The organism is Priestia endophytica, from assembly GCF_026790145.1.
Lineage (GTDB): Bacteria > Bacillota > Bacilli > Bacillales > Bacillaceae_H > Bacillus_I > Bacillus_I endophytica_A.
In genome coordinates this window covers 114,782-134,979 of record NZ_JALAMS010000003.1, presented here as the reverse complement: position 1 = coordinate 134,979, position 20,198 = coordinate 114,782, and the positions used below count along the sequence as shown (strand labels likewise).

The window sequence follows — 20,198 nt, the reverse complement described above, 5'->3', positions numbered from 1 at the left end:
AGGCTCTTTATAATTTTTCATCCTCATCAAGCTCTTCATACTCTAATTCTTCATCGTCTAAATCTTCTTCATCTAGTTCTTCATCATCTAGATCATAATCTTCTTCTTCAAGCATATCATCATAATCTTCTTCATCATCTAGTTCTTCATAGTCTTCTTCATCAAGACTATCTACATCATTGTACTCTTCGTAGTCATCATCAGCATCTTCATATTCATCAAGATCGTCTTTAGCATATCTTTTTGCTTTTCTTTTCTTTGTTTTCACTGTTGCAACAAGATCTTCTTCAGACTGATCAACAGGATACCAGCTGCGTAGCCCCCAGTGGTTGTCCCCAAGCGTAACAAAACGACCATCAATGTTTAAATCTGTATAAAATTGAGCAATACGTTGACGCACTTCTGCTTCTGAAAGACCCACTTTTTTTTGAATTTCTTCCACTAGATCGTGAAAAGAAAATGCTTTTGGTTCTTTGCTATCTGACATAATTTCAAACGCTAACTCGATCATTGCCGTTTCGCGTAGTTCTTCTTGAGTATATTGGTTTAGACCCAAAATAGACACACCCTTCCTATGTATCAAACTTATCTATAAAGTTTTCATAACTGTACTATTATAGCCTGTCAATGTTGTGTAAACACACCAAGTATTATTTTATCACGTGTAACATGAAATACATACCATTCATTATAAACAAATTTTATCCATTTATGCTAGTGTTGATAAGCAAAAAATTCATTAAGCAAACTTCTTTTCTAAAAAAGGGAAAACCTTATGAAAGTCTCATTTCATTAAGGTTTTCCTCTCTATTACATATTCCGCCTATATTGCCCTCCTACTTCATACAAAGCATGAGTAATTTGACCAAGGCTAGCCGTCTTTACGGTATTCATCAACTCTGTGAAAATATTACCACCATTTCTAGCTACTTCTTTTAATTTTTCTAAATCCCTTTCTGCTTTTCCTCTATATTTTTCTTGGAAATTTTGCAGGTCAACAATTCTTTTTTGCTTTTCTTCTTTCGTTGAGCGAGCAAGCTCCATACTGTCAATGCTTTCTTCACTTTGGGCTTCAGGATTTTGGTACGTATTCACTCCAATGATAGGCAGTTCTCCTGTGTGTTTCTTCATTTCATAAAACATTGATTCATCTTGAATTTTGCTACGCTGATATTGCATTTCCATAGCTCCCAGCACGCCACCTCTATCGCTTATTCTTTCGAATTCTTTTAACACTTCTTCCTCTACAAGATCTGTTAATTCTTCCACAATAAAAGAACCTTGAAGCGGGTTTTCATTTTTGGTTAGTCCATGCTCTTTTGTTACGATAAGTTGAATTGCCATTGCTCGTCGAACAGATTCTTCTGTTGGAGTCGTAATGGCCTCATCATAAGCATTTGTATGAAGAGAGTTACAATTATCATGAAGAGCCATAAGCGCTTGAAGGGTTGTGCGAATATCATTAAACGAAATTTCTTGTGCATGCAAAGATCGACCTGATGTCTGGACGTGATATTTCAGCTTCTGACTACGTTCGTTCCCACCGTATTTCTCTCGCATTACAATTGCCCAAATGCGCCTTGCTACCCTTCCAATCACTGTATACTCTGCATCCAAGCCATTGCTGAAGAAAAAGGAAAGATTCGGAGCAAATTCATCAATTTTCATCCCTCTGCTCAAATAATATTCAACATACGTAAACCCATTAGCAAGCGTAAAAGCAAGCTGAGAAATCGGATTTGCTCCTGCTTCTGCAATATGATAGCCAGAAATAGATACAGAATAATAATTTCTGACCTTCTGATCAATAAAATATTGCTGAATATCTCCCATCATCCGAAGAGCAAATTCTGTTGAGAAAATGCATGTATTTTGGCCTTGGTCTTCTTTTAGAATATCAGCCTGAACCGTTCCTCTCACAACATTTAATGTGTGCGCTTTCAATTCTTCAATCTCTTCTTGTTCAAGCTTGCGTGAAAGCTCCTTCTCTCTCATATCTATCGCTTGGTCGATAGCAGTATTGAGAAACATCGCAAGTAAGATAGGAGCAGGGCCATTGATTGTCATTGATACAGATGTTGTTGGGGCACATAAATCAAATCCCTTATATAACTCTTTCATATCGTCTAATGTGCAGATGCTTACCCCGCTCTCCCCTATTTTTCCGAAAATATCAGGACGAATATTTGGATCTTCGCCATACAGTGTTACAGAATCAAAAGCAGTGCTTAATCTATGTGCACTCTCCCCTTTAGAAAGATAATGAAAACGGCGGTTAGTTCGTTCAGGCGGTCCTTCGCCTGCGAACTGTCTTTTAGGATCTTCTCCTTTTCGCTTAAAGGGAAAAACACCTGCTGTAAATGGAAAGAATCCAGGGGTATTTTCTCTATAAACCCATTTTAAAATATCGCCATAATCATGGTAAGAAGGCAGCATAACTTTAGGTACTTTAAGACCCGATAATGTTGTCGTAACAAGCTCTGTTGTGATTGTTTTTCCTCTTACTTTTGTAGAAAAAGTATCACCTTTGTAAGAGGCAGTTTTTTCTTCCCACGTCTCTAAAATTTTAAGTGATTCTTTTGAAAGTTTTTCTTTTTCTTTTTCTTGTAGCTCCCTCATATGCTCTTTTACGTTTTCATTAAAAGTAAGTTCTTCTGCTCCTTGAAGTCTGTAAAGGTTTGTAGCATATTCTGCTTGCTGAAGTTTGTCTTGATGATACCTTCGAACTGTATCAGAAATTTCCCGCATATAGTGCTGTCGGCTTGGTGGAATAATCGTATGCTGCTCTTTTTTTTGACAAATATCTATCCCGCTGTCCTCAAATTTTTCATTGTATTGATTGTTAAGCTTCTTAACCAAGTCATTAAATAGAATATTAGTTCCACTGTCATTGAACTGATTTGCCATCGTTCCATAGACTGGCAATGAATCAAAGTCTTTATCAAATAGAGCGTGGTTTCGCTGATATTGTTTTTGGACTTGTCGTTTTGCATCTTCTGAGCCTCGTTTATCAAACTTGTTGATTACAATAAAATCTGCATAATCAATCATTTCAATCTTCTCAAGCTGCGACGGTGCTCCAAACTCACTTGTCATAACGTATAGAGAAAGATCACAAATGTTCGTAATTGACGCATCCCCTTGCCCAATACCGCTCGTTTCAACAATGACAATGTCATAACCAGCTTCCTTCACAACGGTAACAGCATCATCAATTGCAAAAGACAATTCATGATTCGAGCTTCTTGTTGCTAGACTTCTCATAAAAACGCGAGGGGAATTAACGGCATTCATTCGAATTCGGTCACCGAGTAGGGCCCCGCCTGTTTTTTGTTTTGTAGGATCGATAGATAAAACAGCAATTGTAAGCGATGGAAACTGCATTAAAAAACGGCGAATAAGTTCATCTGTAAGAGAGCTCTTCCCAGCTCCGCCTGTTCCTGTTATTCCAATTACCGGAATATCGTTATGAGGCGTCCCTTTAGGAAGCTCTCCTCCATTCTCAACATGGGTAATAAGACGAGCTACTTCTTGGTCGTCGCTTGAATTTAGAGGTAATCTCACCTCTTTTGATTCAAGTGGAACATCACACTCTTCAATAATTTTATCAATCATTCCCTGTAGGCCATAGTTCCGCCCATCTTCAGGAGAGAAGATATGAGAAATACCGTACTCATGAAGCCTTCTAATTTCTTTTGGTAGGATAACTCCTCCACCACCGCCATAAATTTTAATATGACCTGCATTCTTCTCTTGTAGGAGATCATACATATACATAAAGTATTCCATATGTCCTCCTTGGTAGGAAGAAACAGCAATACCTTGGACATCTTCTTGGAGGGCTGCTTGAACAATCTCATCAACAGAACGATTGTGCCCAAGATGAATGACCTCAACACCGCTTCCTTGGAGAAGGCGACGCATAATATTAATGGAGGCATCATGGCCGTCAAATAAGCTTGAAGCTGTAATAAAACGTATATGGTGTTTTCTTTTATACCCCACATTCTCACCACCTTTTCGCCTTATAAATACCGTGAAATCACAAGCCGCTGAATTTCCTGAGTTCCTTCATAAATTTGCGTAATTTTCGCATCACGCATAAACCGTTCAACAGGATAATCTTTTGTGTAGCCATAGCCACCAAAAACTTGAACAGCCTCTGTTGTCACTTTCATTGCTGTATCTCCGGCGAGAAGCTTGGACATGGCAGAGGCTTTTGCATAAGGCTCTCCTTGTGATTCTAGCCATGCTGCTTGATATGTTAAGAGTCTTGATGCCTCAACGCTTGTTGCCATATCTGCTAGCTTAAAAGCAATCCCTTGTTGAGCAATAATTGGTTTTTTGAACTGATGACGCTCTTTTGCATAGGCAACAGCTGCATCAAGAGCTCCTTGAGCAATCCCAAGAGCTTGGGCCGCAATGCCGTTCCTGCCCCCATCTAATGTCATCATCGCAATCTTGAAGCCTTCTCCTTCTTCTCCAAGAAGATGTTCTTTACTTACTCGACAATCTTCAAAAATAACCTCTGTCGTCGGAGAAGCACGAATACCGAGCTTTCTTTCCTTCTTTCCAACCGAGAAGCCTTTCATATCTTTTTCAATAATAAAAGCGCTTGTTTCGCCTTTTCCATCACTATTGGTTTTTGCAAAAACAATATAGATGTCCGCCTCCCCTCCATTTGTAATGAAAATCTTTGAACCATTTAGAATATATTCATTTCCTTCTCTTCGGGCAGTTGTTTTCATCCCTCCAGCATCTGATCCTGACTGTGATTCTGTTAAAGCATATGCGCCTAGAAATTTTCCTTCTGCAAGAGGAGTTAAATAATTTCTCTTCTGTTCCTCATTTCCAAATGTATAAAGAGGCCAACATGCTAGCGAAGTATGAGCTGAGAGCATAACGCCTGTTGAAGCACATACGCGCGAAAGCTCTTCAACAGCAATGCAGTACATTACATAATCACCACCAATACCTCCGTACTCTTCAGGCCAAGGAATCCCTGTCAAGCCTATTTCGGCCATTTTTTCAAAGATTGTTCGATCAAATCGTTCCTGCTCGTCTCGTTCTTCCGCTGTTGGACCTACTTCTTTGTCCGCAAAGTCACGTACTGTCTTCCTAATCATTTCATGTTCTGATGATAGCTCAAAATTCATCTCTTCTCCCCCTTTAGTTTAGAGACTGCGACTGATTACTATCTTTTGAATCTCACTTGTTCCTTCATAAATCTCACAAACCTTTGCATCTCTGAAAAAACGCTCAGCATGATGATTTGGAAGCCCTCTATATTCTGCTAAACAATCAAGCACACCGCTTGTAACATAAACTGCTGTCTTAGCAGCAAAAAGCTTGGCCATTGAAGCTTCTTTTCTACATGTTTTTCTTTTTTGCTTTAAGAATGCAGCTTGATATGTTAAAAGCTTCGCACCTTCAATACGGGTAGCCATGTTCGCTAAAGGTAGCAGACTTTTTTTGCCCCTTTTCATAAAAAGAAGCGCCTCTTCTAGGGAAGCTTCCGCAATTCCTAAAGCTTGGGCTGCAATTCCAATTCTCCCGATATTCAAATTACTCATGGCAATTTTAAATCCTTCACCTTCATCCCCTAAGCGATTGTCTTTATGAACTTTCATATTTTCAAAGTAGAGCGATGTTGTGCGTGAACCATGCAGCCCCATCTTTTTTTCATCTTTTCCAACCTTCAAACCCACCGTTTCTTTATCTACAATAAAAGCCGTAATACCTTTATTTGTGCGCGCAAAAACAAGGTAAATATCTGCCTCTCCCCCATTTGTAATGAACTGCTTTGCTCCGTTTAGGATATACACATCTCCATCCTTCTCTGCTTTTGTTTTTAAGCTCCCTGCATCCGATCCTGCTCCTGTTTCTGTTAATGCAAAGGCACCCAAAATATCACCACTTGCTAATCTCTTACCATATCGTTCCCGCTGCTTTTCTGTGCCGAATGTTAAAATAGGATTTGTACAAACAGATGTATGAACAGATAAAATAACCCCTAATGCTGCACTTTTTTTAGAGATCTCATGAATGGACAAGATATAAGAAATAAAATCCAACCCGAGACCTCCATACCTTTTGTTGAAGGGGATTCCCATGAACCCTTGCTTACTCATTTTTTCAATAAGGGGCCTTGGAAAAACACCTTCCTCCATCCTCTCTACAAAAGGAGCAACTTCTTCCCTTGCAAACTTTTCCATCTCTTGTTGTATCTTGACATGCTTTTTTGTAAAAACGAGCATAGAATCACTCCTCTTATTCATACTCGTAAAAACCGCGCTTTACTTTATGACCAAGGTACCCCCCTTTCACGTATTGCTTTAGAAGTGGACAAGGTCGATATTTATCATCACCAAACCCTTCATGCAGTACCTCCATAATGAATAAGCATGTGTCAAGACCAATAAAATCAGCAAGCTGTAGAGGGCCCATTGGATGATTCATTCCAAGCTTCATCACTTCATCAATTGCTTCTTTTGAAGCTATTCCCTCGTATAAAGCGTATATTGCCTCATTGATCATTGGCATTAAAATACGGTTAGATACAAAACCAGGAAAGTCATTTACTAGCACAGGAACTTTTCCCAGGGACTCTGTTATACTATTAATCTCTTTATATGTTTCCTCAGATGTGGAGAGTCCACGAATTACTTCAACAAGCTTCATAACAGGAACAGGATTCATAAAATGCATTCCAATGACTTTCTCAGGCCTTTTTGTTACAGCCCCAAGTTCTGTAATTGAAAGAGCAGATGTATTAGAAGCTAATATAGCTTCCCTTTTTACTATCTGATCCAGCTTTTTAAAAACTTCTTTCTTTACTTCTAAATTTTCAACGATTGCTTCAATTACAATATCAGCATCATCTCCATTACTGAGACTTGTTGTGCCTTGAATTCTTGCTAGCGTTTCGTTCATCTCACATTCTTTTATCTTTTCCTTCTGGACTGCTTTTTTAAGAGATGTTTCAATTTTGCTCATCCCTTTTTGCAGTGCTTGTGTATCAAGGTCATAGAGAACAATATTATAAGAAGCGGAAGCGAGAACTTGAGCAATCCCCGCTCCCATCTGCCCTGCACCAATCACCATCGCCTTTCGCTTTTCCATTCCATTTCCTCCTTTCAAACTTTAATCATAAGTGCGTCACCTTGCCCTCCACCGCTGCATATTGAGGCAATTCCGAACCCGCCTCCTATCCGCTGTAATTCATGAATGAGCGTGACTAAAATACGGGCTCCGCTCGCTCCAATAGGATGACCAAATGCAAGGGCACCACCATTTACATTTACTTTTGAAGCTTGAAGGCCTTCTGTTTTCATATTTATTAAAGCAACAGCTGCAAAAGCTTCATTGATTTCAAATAGAGAAATATCTTCAACCTTCTTACCTGTTTTGGCTAATAGTTTACGAATTGCTAAGCCTGGTGTTTTAGGGAAGTCTTTTGGTTGAAGGGCTAATGATGTGTAATCGACAATTGTAGCTAATGGTCGATATCCTAATTCATATGCTTTTCTTTGGCTCATCAGCATTAAGGAAGCGCTTCCATCATTGACTCCCGGGGCATTTCCAGCTGTTATTGTCCCCCCATCATTAAAAGCTGGCCTTAATTTTTTTAGTTTTTCAGCTGTTGTGTTTCGTCTCAATGACTCATCTTCTTCTATAAAAAGAGAACCTTTACTATTCTTCACCTGAACAGGGACAATTTCCTCTTTAGAATATCCCTTCTCATAAAAGAGAGCAGCCCGTTCATGGCTTCTTACAGCCCACTCATCTTGTTCTTCTCTTGTAAGCTGAAATTCTTCCGCTGCTGTATCACCATAACTCCCCATTGCAGCTCCTGTAAACGCACATGTTAATCCATCATGCATCATGAGATCTTTCAAACTTTGATTTCCCATTTTATGCCCAAAGCGAGCATGCTCCAAAAAATACGGAGCATTGCTCATAGATTCCATTCCTCCTGCAATAACGGCTTCACTTTCTCCAAGCCGAATTAAAAAGTCCCCTTCTATTACAGCTCTCATTCCTGAGGCGCATACTTTATTAATTGTCTCTGTTTTAACATTCCAGTCTAATCCACCTTTAAAAGAAGCCTGCCTTGATGGAAGCTGACCTTGACCTCCCTGTAGCACATTTCCAAGCAATACAGTATCAACCACCTCTTTCGCCTCTTTTTTCTCTTCTAACAAAGCTCTGATTGTCTTCCCACCTAAATCGCTTGCTGTTAAATTTCTAAAATGTCCCCCAAGTCTACCAAAAGGAGTGCGCTTTGCTGCAACAATAACTGATTTCATTATTTCCCCTCCTTTTTATGCTTTCTCACTAGAGCCAAAGACAGCCTTCTCAAGAAGCTCTGCAACGTCGTATGTTCCGACTTTATCTTCTACTTCTTTTGCTTTTGTACCATCGCTTAACATTGTTAAACAATAAGGACACCCCGAACTAATGACAGTTGGTTTCACCTCTAATGCCTGCTCTGTTCGGGTTACATTAATTCGAGACCCTGCTGTCTCTTCCATCCACATTAAGCCACCACCAGCTCCACAGCACATCCCTTTCTCTCGATTTTGTTCCATTTCCAGAACATTCACCCCTGGAATGGCTTTTAAAATCTCTCTTGGAGGTTCATATACTTCGTTGTAGCGACCAAGATAGCAAGAATCATGAAATGTAATGCTTTCATTTACTTCATACTTTGGCACAAGTTTCTTTTCTTTAAGAAGAGAAGCGAGTATTTCAGTATGATGATATACATTGCCTTTGAACCCAAAATCAGGATACTCGTTCTTAAACGTATTGTATGCGTGAGGATCAATTGTAATAATGTTCTTAACTTCATTTTTCTCAAATTCCTGAATGTTCGCTGCCACAAGTTCTTGAAAAAGAAACTCATTTCCTAATCTTCTTGGTGTATCTCCAGAGTTTTTTTCCTTATTACCAAGGATTGCAAATTCTACTCCTGCTTCACGCAAAAGCTTCACAAGAGAAAAGGTAATTTTCTGACTTCGGTTATCAAGCGCACCCATTGATCCTATCCAAAGTAAATATTGAAACGTTTTTCCTTCTTTTTTGAGCTCTTTCACCGTTGGAACGTTAACATCTTGAAGCGTACGCCACTTTTCCTTTTCTTTTCTGTTAATTCCCCATGGATTACCTTGACGCTCGATATTTGTCATCGCTCTTTTCCCGTCTCCATCCATCTTTCCTTCTGTTAAAACAAGATAGCGGCGTAAATCAATAATTTTATCAACATGCTCATTCATCACTGGGCACTGATCTTCACAGTTTCGACATGTTGTACAGGCCCAAATCTCTTCTTCTGTAATCACATCGCCAATTAATGATGGGTTATAGCTGAGAGTTGCTGCTGATTCCTCAATCCCCTGCTGTTTACTTTTTAGAGCAAGCTGATTGCCGTGTGTATTATTGAAAGCAAACGCAGGGACCCATGGAGTTCTTGACGTTACAGCAGCTCCTTTATTTGTGAGATGATCACGAAGCTTTAAAATTAAGTCCATTGGAGAAAGCATTTTTCCTGTTCCAGTTGCTGGACATACATTTGTACATCGCCCACACTCTACACATGCATAAAGGTCAAGAAGCTGACCTTGAGTAAACTCCTCAATTGTTCCAACCCCAAATGTCTCTTTGCTTTCATCTTCAAAATCAATTTTTTCAAGTTTGCCAGGAGGAGTAAGACGATTTAAATAAACGTTAGCAGGACCTGCAATTAAATGAGCATGCTTTGATTGTGGGACATACACTAAAAAAGCGAGGAGCAATAAAAGATGTACCCACCATGCTACATAGAAAAGAACAGTGGCTCCTGTTTCTGGCAGAAAGCTAAATAAACTTGCAATAAGAGAAGCAACAGGCTCTGACCAACCTAGTTGTTCGTTATGCCAAATAAGGCTCATTCCGTTTCCTGCAAGAACTGAGATCATGAGTCCACCAATAAAAAGAAGAACAAGACCTGATTTGAACCCTCTTTTCAAACGTACTAGCTTTTCAATATATCTACGATGAAAAGCCCATAAAACTGCAACTACAATTAGAAGCGTCACAATTTCTTGAAAAAAGGTGAACCCTCCATAGAAAGGACCAAATGGCAAATGATATCCTGGAAAAAGTCCTTTTATAATAAAATCAAGAGCTCCAAATTGCACAAGAATAAAACCATAAAAAAAGAGAACGTGAATAATACCGCTCTTTCTATCTTTCAACAGCTTCTTCTGTCCAAAAACATTTACAACAACCTTACGATAGCGTTCTTTCACTTCTCCATCAAATTCTATTTTCCTTCCTAACCTGATGTAGGCTAGCCTTGTTCTAATAAGATATGAGAACAAGAAAACAGCGTAAGCGGTTACAAACAAAAAAGCTAACATGTTAATCCATAAGAGCATTGTCACTTTTTCCCCTCCTTTTAACATGAAAACATCAGGAATCTTTTTGTAGTATAGTACTTTTATTGTATAAATTGAATGAACATTCAGTCAACCCTTTCCTTTCTTAAATTTAGAAATAATCTTAGTCAAAAAAGGGCAAGGTATAACAAAGCGAGGAGGCGGATTATGATTGCATTAACAATTATCGGTCTTATATTTTTATTGATTGTTCTTCTCATTATTGACTTTACCTGCGGTTCTGCTCTTCATAGAAAAACAGCTAAGGAAACACTCTATCCGAAGCGAAATGGAGACGTTACTTTTTATACAGAAGGATATGATCTTTTTGAACAATTCTTCTCTGATGTACGAAATGCTACAAAAAGTATTCATGTACTTTTTTATATTATTCGCTCAGATGAAGTTGGACAGGAATTTCTAACTCTTTTGAAAGAAAAAAGACAGCAAGGTGTCGAAGTATGTCTTCTTCTTGACTGGGTTGGAAGCTCTCTTACTAAAAAAGATATTCAACACTTAAGAGAAAAAGGCATAAAATTTTCATTTACGCACAAACCTACTTTTCCTTTTCTTTTCTATAAACTAAACACAAGAAACCACCGAAAAATTACAGTTATTGATAATTCAACTGGCTATATTGGCGGTTTTAATATTGGCAAAGAGTATTTAGGATTTAACCCAAGGCTTGGGGCATGGAAAGATTTTCACCTCCGGATAACAGGAGAAGGAGTTGCAGATCTTCAGACTCAGTTTTGTGAGGATTGGAAACAGGAAACAGAAGAAGTACTATACCCACCCGAGCCTTCAAACACTGGTCCGTTTCCTTGCTCTTTCCAATTTAAAACAACAGATGGTAAAACACTTGAACAAGACTATATGACAATGATTGAGAAAGCCCAAAAAGACATTTATATTGGTACACCTTATTTTGTGCCGAGTCAAAAATTGTTTAAAACCCTTCTTGATGCAATAGATCGAGGGGTAAACGTAAACATTCTCACACCACTTAAAGCTGATCACCCTCTTATTCCTGATTCTGCTTTTCCCTATTATAAGCCTCTCCTAAAAAAAGGAGGCCGTGTTTTTCGTCATTATTATGGCTTTTATCATTCTAAAGTCATCGTGATTGATGATGTGATGTGTGATATTGGAACAGCAAATTTTGATAAGCGAAGTCTTTTTCTTAATAAGGAAATTAACTGTTACATGTACTCTCCTTCATTTATCTTGCAGGTTAAAAAAATTGTATGTGACGACATAAACGATGCAGAAGAGTTAATGTTAGAAGATATCCCAAAAAGAACGTTGTTTCAGAAAACAAAAGAGCAAATTTCAAAATTGGTATCGCCACTTCTATGAGAGGAGTTTCATTATGTTTATTCGGTTTGGCTATGTGTCACATGCTTTGAACCTTTGGGAAGGGTCTCCTGCTAAAACAATGACATTTACGCGTTTTAAACAGCTCGACAAAGAACAGCGGCTTGAGCAATTAAAAAATGTAACAGAACATAATCTTCAAACAACATGGCGCATCCTTCACTATAATGTTGGCCATAAAATTGAACTTTATCGCCTTTCTTCTTCCCTTGTTCCACTTGCAACACATCCTGAGGTAAACTGGGACTACCTTGGGATTTTCGGTTCAAAATTAAAAGAGATTGGTGCTTTTATTAAAAAACATAATTTACGGGTTAGCTTTCACCCTAATCAATATACGCTTTTTACGAGCGATAAACCTCATATCACAAAAAATGCTGTTCGTGATATGGAATATCATTACAATATTTTAGAAGTAATAGGCGTTGAGAAAACGTCACTTATCAATATCCACGTTGGCGGAACTTATGGCGACAAACCTTCTGCTATTGAACGTTTTCATAAAAATTTAAAAGAGCTCCCAACTCCTATCAAACAAAAAATGACGCTTGAAAATGATGATAAAACATATACAGCAGAAGAAACACTAAAAATATGTCAACACCAAGGAATCCCTCTTTTATTTGATTATCACCATCATCAAGCAAATTTGAGTGAAACGCCACTTGAAGAGTTGCTTGAACCCATGTTTGATACATGGAAAGAAAGGAACTTAAAACCCAAAGTACATCTCTCCTCTCCAAAATCAGAAAGCAGTTTTAGAAGTCATAGTGATTACTTGTCACTTGATTTTGTGAAACCATTTTTCAAAACAGCTCGTGAGTTAAATAGAGATTTTGATGTCATGATTGAAGCAAAAGGCAAAGATAAAGCACTGCTTCAATTTGTAGAAGAGGTAAGTAAGCTACGCGGCATAAAACGAGCAAGCGGCGGAAGCATTGTTTGGCCATAAAAAAATCTCCCACAACATAGAGGGAGATTTTTTTATTTACATTTTTTCTGGAGCTGATACACCAATTAATGCGAGAGCATTTTGAAGTGTAATGCGCACTGTTTGAATAAGAGCTAAACGAGCTTTTGTTGTTTCAATATTTTCTTTATCTAATACTTTCTCAGCATTGTAGAAGCTGTGAAGTGCAGAAGCTAGATCAAAGATATAGTTCGAAATACGGTGTGGAATACGTTTTAATGCTGCTTCTCCAACAACCTGCGGGAATTCTCCTACTTTCTTAAGCAAATCAATTTCTTTCTCTGCTTTGATTAGGGAGAAGTCTACATCCTTATCAAACGAGATGTTCAGTTCCTCTGCTTGACGAAGCATACTGCAAATACGCGCATGTGCATACTGAGCATAGTAAACAGGATTGTCATTTGATTTTGATACAGCAAGATCCAAGTCAAAGTCCATATGAGTATCAGCACTGCGCATTGCGAAGAAATAGCGAGTCGCATCAAGACCAACTTCTTCGACAAGGTCGCGCATTGTAACAGCTTTTCCTGTACGCTTACTCATCTTCATTTTCTCACCGTCTTTGTAAAGATGTACAAGCTGAATAATTTCAACTTCAAGCGTATCTTTATCGTATCCTAATGCTTGGATAGCAGCTTTCATACGTGGGATATAACCATGGTGGTCTGCTCCCCACACGTTGATAAGTTTGTTGAACCCACGTTTAATTTTATCTTGGTGATATGCAATATCAGGTGTTAAGTATGTGTAAGAACCATCGTTTTTAATAAGTACGCGGTCTTTATCATCCCCAAATGTTGTCGAACGGAACCATGTTGCTCCTTCTTCTTCATATACATGACCTTGTTCTTTTAATGTTTCTAGAGCATCATCAATTTTACCGTTTTGATAAAGAGATGTTTCAGAATACCATACATCAAAAGGTACACGGAAGTTCTCTAAATCTGTTTTTAATTTTTCCATTTCATATTTTAAGCCGTATTCACGGAAAAATGCCAAACGTTCTTGTTCTTCCATATTGACGTATTTATCGCCTTCTTGTTCTGCAAGTTTTTTTCCGATTTCAATAATGTCTTGACCATGATAACCGTCTTCAGGCATTTCTTTTTCTTGACCAAGAGCTTGCATATAACGAGCTTCAACAGATGACGCAAGATTATTAATTTGATTACCAGCATCGTTAATATAATACTCACGAGAAACTTCATAACCTGCTTTATCTAAAATATTACAAAGAGAATCCCCAACAGCTGCACCACGTGCATGTCCTAAATGTAGACTTCCAGTTGGGTTTGCTGAAACAAATTCAACCTGAACTTTTTCTCCTTCGCCAACTTTTGTTTCCCCATATGCATCGCCAGCTTTCATCACAACTGGAATTAAGTCTGTTAAATAGCTATTATTCATATAAAAGTTAATAAACCCTGGACCTGCAATTTCTAATTTTTCAATAGATGCTTTTGTTTTATCAAAGTTTGCTACGATATCTTCTGCAATTGCACGAGGAGCTTTACGTGCAACACGAGCAAGCTGCATCGCCATATTTGTTGCATAGTCACCGTGTGTTTTGTCTTTTGGTGTTTCTAGCACAACATCTGGAAGTTGTTCTTCAGTTGCTAATCCAGCTTTTAAAACAGCTTGTTTTACTTCTGCTTTCAAATTCTCCTGCACTTGTTCTACTATATTCATTGCTCTTCTTCCTCCTTGACTGTCACAGTGAGCGCATACTTTCCTGCTTTTTCTCCCTGTAGATATAAATCATATGATAAAAAAAGACGGACTTTCGTCTTGAACTGCTGATATTCAATGTTATGTGTTTCTGTTAAAACATGAAAAATGCCGTATGGACTTTTATAAGACCCTTCTGTTTTTTGCTGTTTTTTAAATGTTTGCTTCATCGTTACAGCACCAGAACGGTTCAGAAGTACTTCTACTTTACCAATTTTTAAAAGAGTACGAATTTCTTCGCCATCTTGTTCTTCGTCATATTTAATATAGATGCTGTCTCCCTTTTCATAAAGAAGCCCTCTTGAATTTGTTTTTACAATTTCTTTGCGTGCTCCGTCACGAATATCTGAGACAACTTCTACGCTTACTTTTTTACCTGTTGATGATATGCTCATCTCAACACTTCCTTACAATTCTAGCATAACTATTAACCTTTATAGTATAAGGATTGTTTTCATAAAATTCAATGTGAGGATGCCTTTAATTTCATTTTTTACATTCTCTCGTATTCTAATCAATAAAAGAGTATTTACTGTTCACTAGCTTGATTTGCGCTCACTTTTTAACAAGTAAAGGAAATAGGGAGCTCCAATAACAGCCGTAATAATCCCTGCTGGAATTTCAGTTGGTGGAACAAGTCCTCTTCCTAGGCTATCAGATACAAGAAGAATAACAGCCCCACAGAGAGCTGAAGCAGGAAGCAATACACCCGCTCGATTTCCAACAAGTCTTCTTGAAATATGCGGAGCAATTAAACCAATAAATCCAATTGATCCAACAACAGCTACACTTAACCCTGTTAAAACGACAGCTACCGCTAAAAGAATATATCGAGTTTTTTTCGCCTTCTCCCCTAATCCAACTGCAACATCGTCCCCTAGAGCTAGAATATTCAGTTTTGAGGAGAGTAGGAAACAGAATGGAATAATAATGAGGCACGGGATAAGGAGAACAAGTTCATCCCATCCACGACTCCAAAGGCTTCCTGTTAACCATACTAGTGTTGTATTCACATCGTCTGGAAACTTAATCATTGTATATTGAATACCAGCCTGACAAATAGCACCTAATGCCACACCAACAAGCGCAAGCGTGCTCGGTCTCATATTTGTTCGATGCGAGAAAATCATAAGCAAAATAGCAATAATAGACGCCCCTATAAATGCAGAAATAGGCAATGCTATAAGAGGTGAACTTGGCAGTAAGATGATTACAATCGCAGCAGCTAAACCAGCTCCTTTTGTGACGCCAATCACATCAGGGGAAGCAAGCGGATTACGTAAGATCCCCTGCAATATTGCTCCTGAAATTCCTAAACAAGCTCCGACAACTAAAGCAATAAGGACGCGTGGAAGTCGATAGTTATAGAGAATAAAGAAATTATCTTGAACACCGAAAAAGAAGGTTTGCAAAACGCTCCACGGTGAAATATAGATGGAACCAACGCCTAGGCTCATAACGCTAAGTGCTAAAACAATAATGAGTAGGATAAGAATTGTTGAAACTGGATGTTTCTTCTTTATAGCAGCGGCTTTCTTCATGATTTAGCCTCCTTTCCTTTAGTAGCCAGATAGAGAAAGAAAGGGGCTCCAATTAGTGCTGTAACAATACCAACCGGTGACTCAAATGGATAGGCAATAAATCGTGAGAGTACATCAGCATATACCATTAAAACAGCCCCAAATAAAGCTGAGAATGGAAGAATAATAGTATAATTTCCACTTCCAAAAATCTTTCGTACGATATGAGGAACAATAAGCCCAACAAACCCAATCGGACCTGCTACAGCAACAGAAGAACCTGCTAAGATAACAACAATCAAGGAAACAAAAATTCGAATTCCTTTCACTTTTAGTCCAAGTCCTTGTGCAACACTTTCTCCTAGTACAAAAATAGAAATGGATTTTGCACAAAGTATTGCAGCTATTAATCCGACAATAGCCCAAGGTAAAATAATTTGCACATGACTCCAATCTTTCCCATCAATTGCTCCAACTAACCAATATAGAACATCTTTTGCCTGCTCACTCATTACAATAAATGCCTGTGTTAAAGACGAAAGAAATAGATGAACAGCCATACCTGCTAAGGCAAGCTTCACATCTGTTATCCCTCCTCCAGAGGCAAATGAATACACAACAATGCCCCCTAATAGAGCTCCTAACAAGGCAAAATAGACTGTTGTAGAAGAAGACATTGCTGGGAATAAAACAAGAGAGCTTACCACAATAAGCGATGCTCCTGCATTTACGCCGAATACTTGCGGAGATGCGAGAGGATTTCTTGTTAAAGCCTGCATAAGCGCTCCTGCTACAGCTAGATTAGCTCCTACAATAATAGCTAATATAGCTCTAGGGAGGCGCAATGTTCGAATTACAACTTGCTCTTTTGAACCATCTGGATTGAATAAAGCACCTATAAATGTACCTACACCTGTATGTGTAGCTCCAATTAGAACACTTCCCATCGTACCAATCACAAGAAGGAAAAGAGCAAGAAGAAAAACACCATAAATTTTTATTTTTGAACTCTCCACTTCAAACACACCACACTTTTATAACTATTTCTCTCTACAAAAAAAGAAGTAAGAAAAGAGTTTTCTTACTTCTTTTTTCATAACTTAATCTTGTTTCTTTTCATCTAGCAGCTTGTTTATGTCTTTTCCGATATTTTCAGCTGAAATAATACCACGGAAACGAGTCCATAAATCACGGTCAACGTTATAGACTTGATTATTTTTCACAGCTTTTAAGTCTTTCCAAAGTGGATTATCTTTCCACTCATCTGTTAAAAGCTTTCCTTCATTGTTTGCTAAAATTAAGATGTCTGGATCAATTTTTGAAAGCTGCTCTAAGTTCATTTGAGCATAAGCATCTTTTGTGTCGATTGGATTTTTAAATCCAAGCTGTTCTAAAAGCTGTCCATCATATGATGAAGAAGTATGAGCTTGGAACGAAGTATCACGTACAACAGCAGGTAGAACAGTTGCTTTTTCATTATCAGCAAGCTTTTCTTTTAAATCTTTCATCGTTTGTTTATGTTCTTCAAGACGTTTTTTGCCTTGTTCTTCTTTATTCATTGCTTTTGCAATTGTTGTGAACGCATCTAGGTTTTCCTTATATGTAGATTCACGGCTTTTTAATACAATTGTTGGCGCAATTTGCTGTAACTCTTTATAAATAGCTTTATGACGCTGGGCATCTGCAATAATTAAATCTGGTTGTAAAGAGCTAATAACTTCTAAGTTTGGCTGCTCGCGTGTTCCAACTGAAGTATAGTCCATTTTCTTGTCAACTAACTTTTCAATCATATCTTTTTTATTATCATCTGCAATTCCAACAGGCTCTACGCCAAGAGCATTAAGAGAATCAACAAATGATAGTTCCAATGTAACTACACGCTTCGGTGTACCCGTAATTTCTGTTTTGCCTAGCTCATGCTGAACAGTTCTGGTTTCCTCTTTACTTGAGCTTTTCTTCTCTTTTTCTTCACTATTTTGTGAAGAGCTACATCCTGCTAAGGCAACTATAAAAGTTAGTAAAATGGCTACAAGAGAAAAAGTCCATTTCTTGGTGTTACGAACCATTGTGAATTCCTTCTTTCTACTTAATACTTGATAGTGATAACAATTATCAGTGTTATTATCTTACAACCCTTTCACATTGCGGGTCAATCCCTTATAAGGTGTTTATTCGATATAATAACGTATTATTCACCAAACTAATTCAGAAAATGTGAGCTATTTTGATTTATTTCCCAAGAAATTTCCCTTTAGGGCCAACTATTTTGCACTCTATCTCGTCTTACATCATAGGAGGGATTACTGTGGAAGAAACACAACTAATCAAAAGAGCTCAACAAAGGGAGAAAGGGGCTTTTGAGCACCTGATGGAAGTCTATACACCTAGACTTCAAAGGATTATTAATGCCTATGCTCTTAATAAATATGATTTAGAAGATATTAAACAAGAAACAATCATTCGTATGTTTGTTTCTCTTCCAAACTTATTACATCATCGCTCCTTCACTTCCTGGATGAAGAAAATTGCCATTCATACTTCTATTGATTTTTATCGCAAAAAAGACCGAGAAATCCCAATTGAAAATGTACAAGAAATAAAACATCCCTATAAGGAGGAAAGCGAACATTTACTTTGGATTGCACAAATTCTTGATGAACTAGATAAGAGAAAAAGCCAAATCCTCTTTCTGAAGATTATCGATGGTTATACATTCAAACAAATTAGTCATATTGTGGGTCTTACAGAAAGTACAGTGAAAAGTCATTATTATGGTGGCATAAAAAAGTTAAAAACGATTCTCGCAGCAGAATCGATTGGGGAGGTTCAGAATATGTTAGAAACGTTAAAAGAAAAAGCAGTTAGTATGTTCTCTATTCCTTCTAGCTATGACCTTTTGATTGAACAGGAATATTCAGAAGAAATATTATTTGCATGGGAAGATAAAGCTGAGGAAACTGGTTTTATTGTCTCTTTTCACCCTAATGGAGAGTTACTCTCCTATTCAAGAGACATGAATCATACTCACATTCGCTATGCTGAGGAAGTGTTATACGAAAAAGCCTTAACATTTCTCCATGATCAAACAAATTTGTGCCCGCCCTCCTTTTCAAAAGCTTCGCCCACCTTTTTAACGAAAAGTATACGATTTGAATGGATAATGAAACATAACGGCTATAAAATTGATAATAGCGGCTTCTTTATCGACGTTTCATATGATGGATATGTGATTAATTTTAGAAGGTATTGTACAACGCTCCCCCGTCATTTCCAAGAGCCGCAAAAAGAAGTACATGTAGAAGCTGTAAAAGATTATCTTATGAAAGAAACCTCATGCAATTTGTTTCTTTCAACATCCCATAACCAAGGGAAGCTTGTTTACAAAATAGAGCCTCCATTTTATAGCGTCGAGGTTGATGAATTCTCTCCACATCCTGAAAAAGAAGAAGACCTAGTCCTATCCAAACCACTGATGTCTGTAAACCCAAGTACAGAAACTATTGAAGAAATGATTGGGCTAACAGACGAACATGAATGTATTCGAGAAAGTAAAGACCCTGAGTTAAGAGGAAAAGTGTTTCGAAAGAAAAATCTTACTCTTGTCTCACCAGATAAAAGTGTTGATAGCTATATGAAAGAACGAAACGAGGAGACCATCAAAATTCAATATAAAGAGAATGGAGAAATAAAAGGAATCTTCTCGTTTGAGACCCCTCCTTCCAACTTAAAAAAGAAATGCAATCGAAAACAAGGATACGATCGTGCACTGCAATTTTTGGAGAAAGTTCTTCCTTCTTATCAAACGGTTCTTCATTTTGGTGGAGTCAGTTATAATACTGATGAATCTTGGGTGCTTGTAACCTTTTATCTTACCTCTAATATTCCTTTTGAATATGGGGGAATGATTAATGTTAGTGTTTGTCGAAAAACTTTACAAATTGTCTATTATATGGGCCCTGAGATTGAAGTTGATAAGCTTCTTTCTCTACAAGGAGAAACACCACTTATCTCTGCTACAAAAGCCAAAGACACCCTTCTATCCCTTCTTGAAGTAGAGGCTGTTTGGAAAGAGGATGAAGAAAAAGATTGCTTTATATTGCATTATCAAACAAACCTATTAGAACCTAACTTTCATTCACGTATGAACGCAAAAACAGGAGATCTTTTGGATTAAAAAAAGGC

The 20,198-nt window shown here is 37.8% G+C and carries 15 protein-coding genes; 3 read left to right on the top strand and 12 right to left on the bottom strand.

Annotated features, from left to right (window positions below; all coding sequences use genetic code 11):
- Positions 1–7 precede the first annotated feature (7 nt).
- The 7 genes from rpoE to MOC86_RS04835 form a co-directional block, all read right to left on the bottom strand.
- Positions 8–565, bottom strand: coding sequence for a DNA-directed RNA polymerase subunit delta (rpoE, locus tag MOC86_RS04865; RefSeq protein ID WP_326847706.1), 558 nt, complete (start codon positions 563–565; stop codon positions 8–10).
- Between the two features lie 245 nt (positions 566–810).
- On the bottom strand, positions 811–4,005 hold the full coding sequence (icmF, locus tag MOC86_RS04860) for a fused isobutyryl-CoA mutase/GTPase IcmF (protein WP_268583047.1): 3,195 nt from the start codon (positions 4,003–4,005) through the stop codon (positions 811–813).
- Between the two features lie 20 nt (positions 4,006–4,025).
- A complete protein-coding gene (locus MOC86_RS04855) occupies positions 4,026–5,156 on the bottom strand; it encodes an acyl-CoA dehydrogenase (protein ID WP_268583046.1) in 1,131 nt (376 codons plus the stop codon).
- Between the two features lie 18 nt (positions 5,157–5,174).
- A complete protein-coding gene (locus tag MOC86_RS04850) occupies positions 5,175–6,257 on the bottom strand; it encodes an acyl-CoA dehydrogenase family protein (RefSeq protein ID WP_268583045.1) in 1,083 nt (360 codons plus the stop codon).
- 13 nt (positions 6,258–6,270) lie between these two features.
- Positions 6,271–7,122: a 3-hydroxybutyryl-CoA dehydrogenase gene (locus MOC86_RS04845; RefSeq protein ID WP_268583043.1), complete on the bottom strand. Its 852-nt coding sequence runs from the start codon at positions 7,120–7,122 to the stop codon at positions 6,271–6,273.
- A 14-nt stretch (positions 7,123–7,136) separates the two neighbouring features.
- Complete coding sequence (locus tag MOC86_RS04840) at positions 7,137–8,312, bottom strand: acetyl-CoA C-acetyltransferase (protein WP_268583333.1); 1,176 nt, start codon at positions 8,310–8,312, stop codon at positions 7,137–7,139.
- 12 nt (positions 8,313–8,324) lie between these two features.
- The gene (locus MOC86_RS04835; protein WP_268583041.1) at positions 8,325–10,427 is read right to left on the bottom strand and encodes a (Fe-S)-binding protein; all 2,103 of its coding nucleotides are present in this window, start codon (positions 10,425–10,427) and stop codon (positions 8,325–8,327) included.
- A gap of 162 nt (positions 10,428–10,589) precedes the next feature.
- Here MOC86_RS04835 and cls point away from each other — a divergent pair, with 162 nt between their 5' ends.
- Positions 10,590–11,780, top strand: a complete 1,191-nt coding sequence (cls, locus tag MOC86_RS04830; protein WP_268583039.1) for a cardiolipin synthase — start codon at positions 10,590–10,592, stop codon at positions 11,778–11,780.
- Between the two features lie 13 nt (positions 11,781–11,793).
- Entirely contained in the window at positions 11,794–12,750 is a 957-nt protein-coding gene (gene uvsE / locus MOC86_RS04825; protein ID WP_268583038.1) for a UV DNA damage repair endonuclease UvsE, read from the top strand.
- A gap of 36 nt (positions 12,751–12,786) precedes the next feature.
- Here the strand turns inward: uvsE and argS are convergent, their stop codons facing one another.
- The 5 genes from argS to MOC86_RS04800 form a co-directional block, all read right to left on the bottom strand.
- Positions 12,787–14,457 (bottom strand): arginine--tRNA ligase, encoded by a 1,671-nt coding sequence (gene argS, locus MOC86_RS04820; protein ID WP_268583037.1) that lies wholly within the window; start codon positions 14,455–14,457, stop codon positions 12,787–12,789.
- Positions 14,454–14,891: a DUF1934 domain-containing protein gene (locus MOC86_RS04815; RefSeq protein WP_243516270.1), complete on the bottom strand. Its 438-nt coding sequence runs from the start codon at positions 14,889–14,891 to the stop codon at positions 14,454–14,456. The genes argS and MOC86_RS04815 overlap by 4 nt, the downstream gene beginning before the upstream one ends.
- A 144-nt stretch (positions 14,892–15,035) precedes the next feature.
- Positions 15,036–16,037, bottom strand: a complete 1,002-nt coding sequence (locus MOC86_RS04810) for a FecCD family ABC transporter permease (RefSeq protein WP_268583035.1) — start codon at positions 16,035–16,037, stop codon at positions 15,036–15,038.
- Entirely contained in the window at positions 16,034–17,032 is a 999-nt protein-coding gene (locus tag MOC86_RS04805) for a FecCD family ABC transporter permease (RefSeq protein WP_268583034.1), read from the bottom strand. Before MOC86_RS04805 ends, MOC86_RS04810 begins: the two co-directional genes overlap by 4 nt.
- Before the next feature lie 84 nt (positions 17,033–17,116).
- Positions 17,117–18,082: an ABC transporter substrate-binding protein gene (locus MOC86_RS04800; RefSeq protein ID WP_268583033.1), complete on the bottom strand. Its 966-nt coding sequence runs from the start codon at positions 18,080–18,082 to the stop codon at positions 17,117–17,119.
- Between the two features lie 239 nt (positions 18,083–18,321).
- Here MOC86_RS04800 and MOC86_RS04795 point away from each other — a divergent pair, with 239 nt between their 5' ends.
- Positions 18,322–20,190: a sigma-70 family RNA polymerase sigma factor gene (locus tag MOC86_RS04795; protein ID WP_268583032.1), complete on the top strand. Its 1,869-nt coding sequence runs from the start codon at positions 18,322–18,324 to the stop codon at positions 20,188–20,190.
- Positions 20,191–20,198: the final 8 nt, after the last annotated feature.